General features: G+C 71.5%; 9 protein-coding genes. 7 read left to right on the top strand and 2 right to left on the bottom strand.

Annotated elements, in window-relative coordinates:
- The 5 genes from A5681_RS05755 to A5681_RS05735 all read left to right on the top strand — a co-directional run.
- A partial coding sequence (locus A5681_RS05755) for an HNH endonuclease signature motif containing protein (protein WP_197498518.1) occupies positions 1-471 on the top strand: 471 nt, incomplete at its 5' end.
- A gap of 107 nt (positions 472-578) precedes the next feature.
- The gene (locus A5681_RS05750; protein ID WP_067270382.1) at positions 579-944 is read left to right on the top strand and encodes a hypothetical protein; all 366 of its coding nucleotides are present in this window, start codon (positions 579-581) and stop codon (positions 942-944) included.
- Positions 945-978: 34 nt separating this feature from the next.
- Positions 979-1,785: an MBL fold metallo-hydrolase gene (locus tag A5681_RS05745; protein ID WP_067270378.1), complete on the top strand. Its 807-nt coding sequence runs from the start codon at positions 979-981 to the stop codon at positions 1,783-1,785.
- 211 nt (positions 1,786-1,996) lie between these two features.
- Positions 1,997-3,136 carry a PPE family protein gene (locus A5681_RS05740; protein ID WP_067270375.1) on the top strand — a complete coding sequence of 380 codons (1,140 nt, stop codon included), beginning with the start codon at positions 1,997-1,999 and terminating at the stop codon, positions 3,134-3,136.
- A 104-nt stretch (positions 3,137-3,240) separates the two neighbouring features.
- Positions 3,241-4,401 (top strand): PPE family protein, encoded by a 1,161-nt coding sequence (locus A5681_RS05735; RefSeq protein WP_067270400.1) that lies wholly within the window; start codon positions 3,241-3,243, stop codon positions 4,399-4,401.
- Here A5681_RS05735 and A5681_RS05730 read toward each other — a convergent pair.
- The gene (locus A5681_RS05730; protein WP_067270398.1) at positions 4,390-6,738 is read right to left on the bottom strand and encodes a heavy metal translocating P-type ATPase; all 2,349 of its coding nucleotides are present in this window, start codon (positions 6,736-6,738) and stop codon (positions 4,390-4,392) included. The genes A5681_RS05735 and A5681_RS05730 overlap by 12 nt on opposite strands.
- Before the next feature lie 100 nt (positions 6,739-6,838).
- Between A5681_RS05730 and A5681_RS05725 the strand changes: the two genes are divergently transcribed.
- Positions 6,839-7,252, top strand: a complete 414-nt coding sequence (locus tag A5681_RS05725) for a CBS domain-containing protein (RefSeq protein ID WP_419866293.1) — start codon at positions 6,839-6,841, stop codon at positions 7,250-7,252.
- A complete protein-coding gene (locus A5681_RS05720) occupies positions 7,249-8,781 on the top strand; it encodes an FMN-binding glutamate synthase family protein (protein WP_067270372.1) in 1,533 nt (510 codons plus the stop codon). The genes A5681_RS05725 and A5681_RS05720 overlap by 4 nt, the downstream gene beginning before the upstream one ends.
- Here A5681_RS05720 and A5681_RS05715 read toward each other — a convergent pair.
- A complete protein-coding gene (locus A5681_RS05715; protein ID WP_067270369.1) occupies positions 8,756-11,443 on the bottom strand; it encodes a cation-translocating P-type ATPase in 2,688 nt (895 codons plus the stop codon). The genes A5681_RS05720 and A5681_RS05715 overlap by 26 nt on opposite strands.
- Between the last annotated feature and the right edge of the window lie 15 nt (positions 11,444-11,458).

The raw sequence follows: 11,458 nt of genomic DNA, 5'->3' as shown, positions 1-11,458 counted from the left end.
TGGCCCGGCTGTGATCACCCGGCGGTGGCCTGCGACATCGACCACACCATCCCCCACAGCCAAGGGGGACTCACCCACGCGAGCAATCTCAAGTGTTATTGCCGCACGCATCATTTGGTCAAGACGTTCTGGGGTTGGCGCGACCAGCAGCTGCCCGATGGGACGCTGATCTTGACCTCCCCGGCCGGGCGCACCTACGTCACCACCCCGGGCAGCGCGCTGCTGTTCCCGAGCCTGTGCCACGCCACCGGCGCCATACCGGCCCCCGAAGCCGACCCGGCGCCCGATTACTGCGGCCAGCGCACCGCGATGATGCCCCGCCGGCGCCGCACCCGCACCCAGGACCGCGCCACCCGGGTCGCCGTCGAACGCCGTCACAACCGCGACGCCCGCACCGCCCGGCGAGTCGAGTCGGTGAGCTACAGCGGCCCCGCGCCGCCCGAAGCCGACGAAGAACCACCACCGTTTTGAACAGGCCCTTCCTGGGATCGGTAGCGGCCCGCTCATTGTCTGCTGTTTCCAGCGGCGCGAGCGGATACTGATCCTCAGCACCCAGCGTCGAGGAAAGGCGCGAGGCCATGTCGAACGAATGCAGTAAATACCGGCTCAGCAAGGTCGTCACCGGGGTGCTCTTGTCCGCGGGCATGGCGGTGGCCGGCCTGGGGCTGGCCGCGGGCACCGCCCAGGCGGAGAGCGGTCCCGCGCCGCAGGTCATCGGTCCCGTGCCGCTGGACAACTTCACCGTCCCGCACGACTGGTGCCCGGGCCAACCGTTGCCGATGCCCGACGTCCGGTGGGACATGGGCGTCTGCCACCACTGGTACTGGGTCCCCGTCGGCGGCATGGGCAACGTCGGCCAATTCGTGTGGGAGGGAGACGCCCCCCGCCGGCCGCTCGGCCCGCCGCCCTGCTACGGGGCGCCCATCTGCTTGCCCGGCCTGTAGGCGTGAGCCGCCCGCGATCGGGTAGCCCGCGCGTATGGACATCACCGTGACGTTCGTCGGCAACGCCACCACCCTGATTGCCGCGGGCGGCCTGACCCTGCTGACCGATCCCAACTTCCTGCACCGCGGGCAGCACGCGTACCTCGGGCACGGGCTGGTGTCCAGGCGCCTCAAGGAACCCGCGTTACGCATCGACGAACTCCCGCCGGTCGACGCGATCGTGCTGTCCCACATGCACGGCGACCACTGGGACCGGGTGGCGCAGAAAGGCCTCGACCACGACCTCCCCGTCGTCACCACCCCGCACGCGGCCACGCGGCTGCACCGTCGCGGTTTCGCCAACGCGCACGGGCTGTCGACCTGGGGTCAGCACAAGATCACCAAGGGCGGCACCACCATCACCATGACGTCGCTGCCGGGCCGGCACGGGCCGGGGTGGACGCAGCGGCTCCTGCCGCCGGTGATGGGCACCATGCTGGAATTCGCCGCCGACGACGGATCGCCCAGGCGCCGGCTCTACATCTCGGGCGACACCGTGCTCGTCGAGGAACTCAAAGAGATCCCGGCCCGGTTCGACCCCATCGACGCGGGGGTGCTGCATCTGGGCGGGACCCGCCTGCCGGCCGGGCCGCGGCTTCCGTTCGGGCTGACCGTAACCATGGACGGCCGCCAGGGCGCGGAACTGGTGGCCATGCTGACCCTGCCGAAGGCCGTCCCGGTGCATTTCGACGACTACGGCGTCTTCGCGTCCCCGCTCGCCGACTTCACCGGCGAAATGCGGCGCCGCAATATGGCCGATCGAATCGTCGAGGTCGCGCGCGGGGCGTCGGTGACGATCTGAGAGAACCGCCCGGCGAGGCCGGTAAACGGCCACGTAGGCCAAGACTTTGGATACCCTAAGGCTACGGGTATATCGTTCGTCACGGCCGGAACTCGACGGGGAAGGATTCGGGCGGCACCCTTGGGGTGAATGCGTAATGTTTCCGGTCTCTTTGCAACCTAGTAAACGAAATTTTCCGGCCGCGTACTCGGCGTAGACAATGTGAGATGTGATGGACCTATTCGCGCCACCTGAGGTCACCTCGACCCTGATCCACTCCGGTCCCGGAGCGGGTTCGCTGGTCGAGGCTGCCGGCGCGTGGCAGAGCCTGGCCGTCGAGCTGGAGAACTCGGTCTCCGTGTACGCGTCCGTGCTGTCGTCGTTGATCGAGTCGTGGGACGGACCGTCCTCGATGGCGATGCTGCAGGCCGTCCAGCCCTACCTGATCTGGCTGCGCACCACCGCGCAGCAAGCCCACCAGATGGCCACCTCGGCGGAGTCGGCCGCCGCGGCGTTCACGGCCGTCCGCGCGGCCGTGGTTCCCCCCGCCGTGGTGGCGGCCAACCGGACCCGGCTGATGCAGCTGCTGGCCACCAACCGGTTCGGACAGAACACCGCGGCGATCGCGGAGACGCAAGACGAATACCAGACCATGTGGGCGAACAACTCGGCGGCGATGAGCCGCTACCAGGCGACGTCGTCACAAGCGACCACGTCGCTGTCCCAATTCAATTCGCCGCTGGCCATCGCGAGCCCGTCGGGGCCAGGCCAGCAACAGGCGGCGGTCACGAACGCGTCGCTGCTCGGCGCCTCGAGCACCGGCAACATCATCGACCAGCTCGGGGTCACCCCGTTCGACCCCAACGCCGGCTGGTTCAGCTACTTCAGCACCTGGGGCAACCAGTTCATCTCGTCCGGTTTCCCCATCAACCTGCTCAGCTACCTGGCGCAGAACACCTCGGCGCAGGCGCTGCAGGGCGTGGGCAGCGACATCGGCCTGGGACTCTCCGAGGGCGAGGGCGCGCTGGCGTCGTCGATCACCCGGCTGGCGGGCGCCGTCTCGGCCGCACCGGGCGGCGCGGCCGCGGGTGCGATGGGGGTGGGGGTCTCGCTCGGCAAGCTCACCGCCCCGCCCGCGGTGGTGGGCCTGCTGCCGGCGACGCAAACCCCGGTGCAACTCGCATCGTCGGTGTCGCCGCTGCCCGCCGAACCCGGGCTCACCGGGATGCCGCTGATGCCGATGATGCCGGTGCCCCCGGGCAGCTCGGCGGGCAGCGGCTGGCGCAAGCGCAAGCAGCAGAAGTTCGAGGATCTGGAATACGGGGCGGAACTCCCGAAGAAGGTGATACACCGACCGCCCAGCGGGGGATGAGGGACGACGATGGTTCCTCACCACTCCGGAAGCAGAATTTCGCCGCCGGATAGGTCGACGGCGCAACTCGCCGTCCGCCCTGCCCTCACATTGGGCGCGACGTGATCGATTTTGGGCTGCTGCCGCCCGAGATCACCTCGGCGCTGATCCACTCCGGACCCGGTGCCTGGTCGATGATCGAAGCCGCCGGTATGTGGCAGGAGCTCAGCGCCGAATTGGAGGCGGCGGCCAACAGCTATACCGCGGAGCTGGCGTCGCTGGCCGGGACCTGGCAGGGACCCTCGTCGATCGCGATGGCGCAGGCGTTCGAGCCATACCTGGCGTGGTTGCGCACCACCGCGGCGCAGTGCCAGGAAATCGCCGCCTCGGTCGAAACCGTCACGGCGGCATTCGAATTGACCCACTGGACCGTGGTGCACCCCTCGGTCGTCGCGGCCAACCGCGCGCGGCTGGCGATGCTGCTGGCCACCAACTTCTTCGGCATCAACGCCCCGGCCATCGCCGAAACGGAAGCCGAGTACAACGCGATGTGGGTGAACAACTCGACGGCGATGTACCGCTACGGCGTGACCTCGCTGAACGCCGTGAAGCTGTCGCAGTTCTCGGCGCCGCCGCCCGTCGCCAACCCCTCCGGCGTCTCCACCCAGGCCGCGGTGTTGCCCGCCGCCACGGGTACCACCCAAACCACGGCCAACCTGCTGGCCGCCTCGTCGACGACCAACGCGGGGACGATCATCGACCAGCTCGGCGTGACCCCGTTCGACCCGAACAAGGGCTGGTTCGCGTATTTCAGCACCTGGGGCAACCAGTTCATCGCCGGCGGCTTCCCCGTCAATCTGCTCAGCTACGTCGCGCAGATCAATGCGGCCCAGGCGCTGCAGGGCGTGGGCTCCGACATCGGTCAGGGCTTGGCGGAGGGTTCGGCGGCGCTGGGCTCGGCGGAGATGAACCTGGCGAACGCGGTCAACTCCGGGGGCCTGGGGCTGGCGCCCCGCGGGGCGATGGGCGTGTCGGTGTTGGTGGGCAAGTTGAGCATGCCGCCCGCCACGGTGGGCATGCTGCCCGGCGCGCAGCCGCCCGTGCAGCTCGCGGCCGCGGTGTCCCCGCTTCCGCCGGGCGGAGCCCAGCCGTCCGGTCTCCCGATGGTGCCGGTGCGGCCGCCGCTGGGCGGCAAGGGCGGGGGCGCCGGCCGCGACTACGACGACATCGAAATCGGCGCCGAGCTGCCAGGCACCGTCATGAAACGGCCACCGTCAGCGGGATAGCTTGTGCGCCAACGGCTTTGGTTCACCGGTTTCGTCGTCGGTCAGGGTGAAATAGCTTTCCTCCTCCTGCAGGAAATGCAGGCGTAGCAGCGCGTGCAGGCCGTAAAGGCACGCGAGCAGGTCGTCGACCTGGTCGGCGCCGATCGCTCCGTTGCTCCGGGCCAGGGCCAGATGGGCGCCGATCCGGTCGGACATCCGCTGGATCTCCGCGTGGGTTCGGCTCATCGGTGCGGTCGCCTCGCTGGTGCCCAGCGGGTGGGCCAGCGCCGGGTAGAGCTGCGTCTCCTCGGCGCGTTCGTGCGGAATGATCCGCTCGACGAGCACGGCGTACGCCTGGCCGATCGCGTCGAGCGCCGACTGATCGGCCCCGGCGGCCAACCGGTCGGCGGCGCCCCGTAGCAGCTCCACCGCGTCGCGCAGTTCGTCGTGTTCGGCGTCGAAGCGCCGCAACAGTTGTTCCGTCGGCGCGGGGAGGTCGACTTCGATGTCCGGATTGCCGCGCAGGGCGCGCAGCGCGTTGAGGATCACCGCGACGTCGATGCCCTCCTGGACCAGCGCCCCGACCGCGGGCGGCAGCCACCCGACGGCGGCGACGCCCATCGCGGCCAGCGACAACACCATGCCGACGACGGCGCTCTGCACGGCGATGCGCCGCGACCAGCGGGCGATGTCCATCGCATCGGCGAGCCGCTCCAACCGGTCGGTGGTCAACACGATGCCGGCGGCCTCCGAGGACGCGGTGGCGCCGCGGGCGCCCATCGCCACGCCGACGGTCGCCGCGGCCAGCGCGGGCGCGTCGTTGACGCCGTCGCCGACCATCACGGTCACCGCGCGGTCGCACTCGGCGCGCACGGCGGCCACCTTGTCGGCCGGGGTCTGTTCCGCGTACACCTCGTCCAAACCCAGCACGGCGGCGACCTCGCGGGCGGGCTCGGCGCGGTCCCCGGTCAGCATGACCAATCGATTCAGCCCGGCCTCGCGGAGCCTGCGCACCGTGCGCGGTGCGTGGCGGCGCAGCGGGTCGCGCAGCAACACGGCGCCGCCCGCGCGGCCGTCGACGCAGACCCACGCGATCGCCGCCCCGTCCAGCAGGGCGCGATTCACCACCGCGCGCGCCCATTCCGCGGTCGCCGTCTCCTGCGTGAGCTTGCCGACGTGGACCCGGTGGCCGTCCAGCGTGGCGGTGACGCCCCGGCCGGGTTCCTCCACCACCTCGGTGGGCAGCGACAGCTCCAGGCCGCGGGAGCGCGCCGCGGTGACGATCGCCTCGGCCAGCACGTGCGGGGACATCTGATCCACCGAGGCCGCCACTCGCAGGATCTCGATCGCGTCGCGGCCGGGCGCGGCCGCGACGTCGATGACGGCGGGGGTTCCCATCGTCAGGGTGCCGGTCTTGTCCATCACCAAAGTTGTTGCGTGCCCGAGGTTTTCCAGAGCGCCGCCGCTGCGGATCACCACGCCGCGACGCGACGCCCGCGACAGCCCGGACACGATCGCGACGGGCGCGGCGAGCAACAGCGGGCACGGCGTCGCGACCACCAGCACCGCGACCGCCCGCACCGGCGACCCGCTGGCCAGCCACGCCGACCCCGCCACCACCAGGGTCAGCGGCAGGAACCACGCCGCGTACCGGTCGGCCAGCCGTACCACCGGCGCGTTCTGGGCCCCCGCCTCCGCGGCCAGGCGCACGATCTGCGCGTAGGTGCTGTCGGTGGCGGTGGCCGTGGCCCGCATCTCGAAGGCGCTGCCCGCGTTGACCACGCCGCTGCGCACCGGTTCGCCGTCGCCCCGTTCCACCTGCAGCGGTTCGCCGGTCAGGACCGATTCATCCAGCACGGCCACCGCGCCGGCGATGCGCCCGTCGACGGGCACCACCTCACCCGGACCGACCACCAGCAGGTCGTCGATCGCCACGTCGGAGAGCGCGATGACGTCCACCGCCGAGCCCACCCGGCGGCGCGCGAACCTCGGCGCGTGTTCGAGCAGCGCCCGCAGATCGTGGGAAGCGCGGCGCTCGGCCGCGGCCTCCAGCGCCCGCCCCCCGGCCAGCATCACCGCGATCAGCGCCCCCGCGAGGTACTCGCCGACCAGCAGCGTGCCCACCAACGACAGCACCGCGATCAGATCGACCCCGAACCGGCCCCGGCGCAGCGCGGCGAGCACCCACACCGTCGCGGGGATCACCGCCACCACCGTGCCCGCGATCCAGCAGCCGTCGGCGACCCGCGCCGCCCCCGCCAGCCAGGCGATCCCCCCGGCCGCCAGCGCGACGACGGTCGCGGCGGCGAGGGCCGGCTCCACCCAGCGGGCCAGCCGCTCGCGCGTCACATCGCCCATGCGGGCCAGCCTGACCGCCGGCACCCCGCGACGGCTAGGGCCGGATGGACGCGGATTGAGGACTCAGGTCACTAGAAAGGGCCGCCACCGGCTGACGAGCATGGTGGACGTGACTGACATTTCCCCGGCGGGGTCCCTCCCGATCGCCACCATCACCGGCGACCCCGTGGCACGCGTCCCCGTCAACGCCACCATCGCCGACGTCGCCAGGGCGATGGTGACCTGCGACGTGGGCGCGATCGTGATCGGCGACGACCCGCGGCCGGCCGCGTTGGTGAGCGAGCGCGACATCGTGCGGGCGGTGGCCGCGGGGCGCAACCCGGCCACCACCCCGGTCTCGGAGGTGGCCAGCACGAAACTGGTGTGGTGTGACGCCGACGCCTCGGTCGACCGGGTCGCCGCCCGGATGATGGACCGCTACATCCGACACCTGCTGGTGGAGCGCGACGGCGCGCTGGTCGGCATCGTCTCGGCCCGCGACCTGCTGGGCGTCTACACGAATTTCGATTCTTGAGGCCGCGCGCGGTCGCCGCGTTGGTCGGCGGTGGCCTGGCCGGGCTGACGGGGTGGGATCTGCTGCAGCGCCGGCACACCATCCTGCGGAACTACCCGATCATCGGGCACCTGCGGTTCCTGCTGGAGGCGGTCGGCCCCGAGCTGCGCCAGTACATCGTGACCGACAACGACGCGGAACGGCCATTCAGCCGCGACCAGCGGCGCTGGGTGTACACGTCCTCGAAGCTGGCCAACCGCTACTTCGGGTTCGGCACCGACAACGACCTGGAGCGGGTGCACAACTATCCGATCATCAAGCACGCGGCGTTCCCCGTCGCGGCGCCGGCGGGCGCGCCCGAGCATCCCGACCCGGCCGTCCCGTTGCCGGCGGCGAAGGTGCTCGGCGGCGCGCGGGGCCGCGCCAGGGCCTTCCGCCCGGCGTCGGTGGTCAACATCTCCGGGATGAGCTTCGGCGCCCTTGGCGGCGCGGCCATCACCGCCCTGAACCAGGGCGCGGCGCTGGCCGGCGCCCTGCACACCACCGGCGAGGGCGGGGTGTCGCCGTATCACCTGAACGGCGGCGACCTGGTCTGGCAGGTTGGCACCGGCTACTTCGGCTGCCGCGACGACGACGGCCGCTTCAGCCTGCCCCGCCTCGTCGACCGGGTGGCGGCCACGCCCGCGATCCGCGCCATCGAGATCAAGCTCAGCCAGGGCGCCAAGCCCGGCCTGGGCGGTGTGCTGCCCGGCGCCAAGGTCACCCCCGAGATCGCCGCCATCCGCGGGGTCCCGGCCGGGGTGGACTGCAGGAGCCCGGCCGGCCACACCGCCTTCCGCGACGTCAACGGGCTGCTCGAGCTGGTGGAGACCATCGCCGCCGCGACCGGGCTGCCGGTGGGCATCAAGTCGGCGGTGGGCGAAGAGCGGTTCTGGTGTGAGCTGGCCGCCCGCATGGCCCGCACCGGCACCGGCGTCGACTTCGTCACCGTCGACGGCGGCGAGGGCGGAACCGGGGCGGCCCCGTTGGTTTTCAGCGACCACGTCGCCCTGCCCTTCAAGTGGGCGCTTCCTCGGGTCTACCGCGCCTTCGCCGAGCACGGCTTGCACCACGACGTGGTGTTCATCGGGTCGGGCAAGCTGGGCATCCCGGAGAACGCGCTGCTGGCGCTGGCCACCGGCTGCGACATGGTCAACGTGGGGCGGACCGCGATGTTCGCCATCGGCTGCATCCAGGCCCAGCGCTGCCACACCGGCCGCTGCCCCTCGGGCGTCGCCACCCAGTCGCCGTGGCTGCAGCACGGCCTCGACCCGCACCTGAAGTCGGTGCGCTGCGCCAACTACCTCGCCACCCTGCGGTTCGAACTGCTGCAGCTGGCCCGCACCTGCGGCTACGTCCATCCGGCGCTGGTGCCGCTGGAGGCCATCGAGCTTCTCGACATCGACATGAAGAAGGTGCAGGTCAACGAGTTGCTGGGCTACCCGCCCGACTGGGGCCTGCCCGCCCCGGCCGACATCGAGGCGCTCACGACCCTGATGACCGCAGGATGAGTTTGCGGATTTCGCTCACCCACAGCACCGTGCTGGCCATGCCGATGCACACCAGCCACTGGCTCAGCGTCAACGGCGTGGTGGTGAAGGCGGTGTTGAGCGCGGGCAGCTGAACGACGGCCACCTGCAGCAGCGCCGATAGCCCGATCGCCGCCCACAACCACCCGTTGGCGAAGAACCCGCGAAACGCGGTCGTCGTCTCCGAGCGGGCGTTGATGGTGTTGACCAGCTGGGCGATCACCAGCACCGTGAAGCCGGCGGTGCGGGCGGTGGCCACCGACGAGGGCAGCGGACCGTCGGGCGCGTAGAGGTGCATCGTGAACAGCGTGGCGGCGGCGACGGCCGCACCGATCACGACGATGTTGTTCCACATCCGCGCGTCGATGACCCGGTCCGACGCCGAGCGGGGCGGCCGGCTCATCAGCTCTTCGGTCTGCGGGTCGACGCCCAACGCCAGGGCCGGCGCGCCGTCGGTCAGCAGGTTGATCCACAGGATCTGCGTGGCCAGCAGCGGCAGCGCGACGGTGTGGTCCTGCGCCAGGCCGACCGCCCCGGCCAGCACGACGCCGAAGAAGACGGTGAAGATCTCGCCCATGTTGGAGGAGAGCAGGTACCGCAGCGTCTTCTTGATGTTCGAGAAGATGCCCCGACCCTCCCGGATGGCCGAAACGATGGTCGCGAAGTTGTCGTCGGCGAGGATCATGTTCGCCGCCTCCCTGGCGACCTCGGTGCCGCTGCGACCCATGGCGATGCCGATGTCGGCCGACTTCAGCGCCGGGGCGTCGTTGATGCCCTCCCCGGTGACGGCGACGATCTCATGGTCGGCCTGCAGGGCGTCGATGATGCGCCGTTTGTCCGCGGGATCGACACGGGTGAACTGCGAGTGCACGCGCACCGTTTCCCGCAGTTGCTCGTCGTTCAGGGTGGCCAGTTGGTCGCCGGACACGGCCGACTCCCTGTCCTCGATGCCCAGCTTGCGGGCGACGCGCGCCGCCACCCGGGGATGGTCGCCGGTGATCATCACGACCCTGACCCCCGCCCGGCGCGCCTCGGCGATCGCCGCCGCGGCCTCCGGTCGCGGCGGATCGGTGATGCCCGCCATGCCCAGGTACACCAGCTTCCCGTCCGATTGGTAGGCGACGGCCACCGCGTGCAGGGCGTCCAGCGCGAGCCGCTGGGCGTCGCCCCGGATCGCGGCCCTGGCCGACTCGTCGAGCGGCGCGAGCCGCCGACCGGCCTGCAGGTATGTGCAGCGGTCGAGCAGCTCGTCGGGGTCGCCCGTCGTCACCCGCGCCGGGGCCGGGCGTGATCCGTCGTCGAGCTTCCGGTGCGCCACCAAAAAGGCCGCATCGACGGGGTCGCCCTGGACCGTCCACCGGCCGTCCTCCGCGTGCAGAGTGGCCGCGCCGGCGGCGGCGCCGCCGTCGAGCACCAGCGCGGCCTGCCGCCACAGGTCGTCGCCCTCGTCCAACACCACCCCGTCGCGCTCCAGGTGACCCTCGGGCCGATATCCCGCGCCGGTGACCTTCACCTCGCCCAGCGGCGTTACGACCCGCACGATCGTCAACTCCCCGGTCGTCAGCGTGCCCGTCTTGCCCGAGCACACCACCGACGCCGAGCCCAGGGTCTCGGCGGAAGACAGCTCCTTGACGACGGCGTTCCGGCCGGCCATCCGCCGCATCCCCAGCGCGAGCACGACCGACATGATGGCCGGCAGGCCTTCCGGGACGGCGGCCACGGCCAGGGAGACCCCCAGCAGCACCGCCGTCACCACGTCGTGGGCGCCGTGGATGCCGAAGACCAGGAGAATGGTCGCGATCACCGCGACGGCGATCACCAGCACGGCGATCCCCAGCAGCCGGCTGGCCCGCGCTACTTCGCGCTGCAGCGGCGTCGCCTCGCGGTCCGCCGTCCGCACCAGGCCGGCGATCTGACCGGTCTGGGTCGCCATGCCCGTCGCGGTCACCACCGCCCGCCCGGCGCCCTTGGCGATCGCGGTGCCCTTGAACACCATGTCGGCCCTGTCGTCCGGATCCGCCGACCCGGGCAGCGGACGGGCGACTTTGGGCACGGGTTCACTCAGGCCGGTCAGCGCGGCCTCCGACACCTGGAGCCCGTCGGCCGACAGCAGCCGCGCGTCCGCCGCGACGGCGTCGCCCTCGGCGAGCAGCAGCACGTCGCCGGGCACCAACTCGCTCGCCGCAATGGTGCGCGGCGCCCCGTCGCGGACGACCGTCGCCGAGGTCGCGGCCATTCGCGCCAGCGCGCCGACCGCCCGCTCCGCGCGGGCCTCTTGCCCATAGCCCAGCAGGGCGTTCAGGACGAGGATGACCGCGATCACCACGGCGTCGACGGGCCAGCCGTCGGCCCCCTCGACGGCCCAGACCGCGAGCGAGGCGATCAGCGCGGCCAGCAGCAGGTAGATCAGCGGGCTGCGGAACTGCGCCAACAGCTTTCGCCACGCCGGTGCCGGCGCGACGCTTCCGATGTCGTTGGGTCCCACCGCGGCGAGCCGGCGGACGGCCTCCGCCCCGCTCAAGCCGAATTCCGCGTCGCTGCACAGCTTTTCGACAACGGCCGCGGCGTCGAGTAACGCGGGGTCGGCGGGTGCGCCGGAGGCCGAAGCCGTGACCTCCAGCCAGTCCCGCGGCTGGATGCCCATCCGGTCGCTACTTCG

It is taken from the genome of Mycobacterium scrofulaceum (assembly GCF_001667885.1).
Classification (GTDB): domain Bacteria; phylum Actinomycetota; class Actinomycetes; order Mycobacteriales; family Mycobacteriaceae; genus Mycobacterium; species Mycobacterium scrofulaceum_C.
The sequence above is the reverse complement of the archived record's forward strand: the minus strand, read 5'-3'. Positions and strand labels throughout refer to the sequence as shown.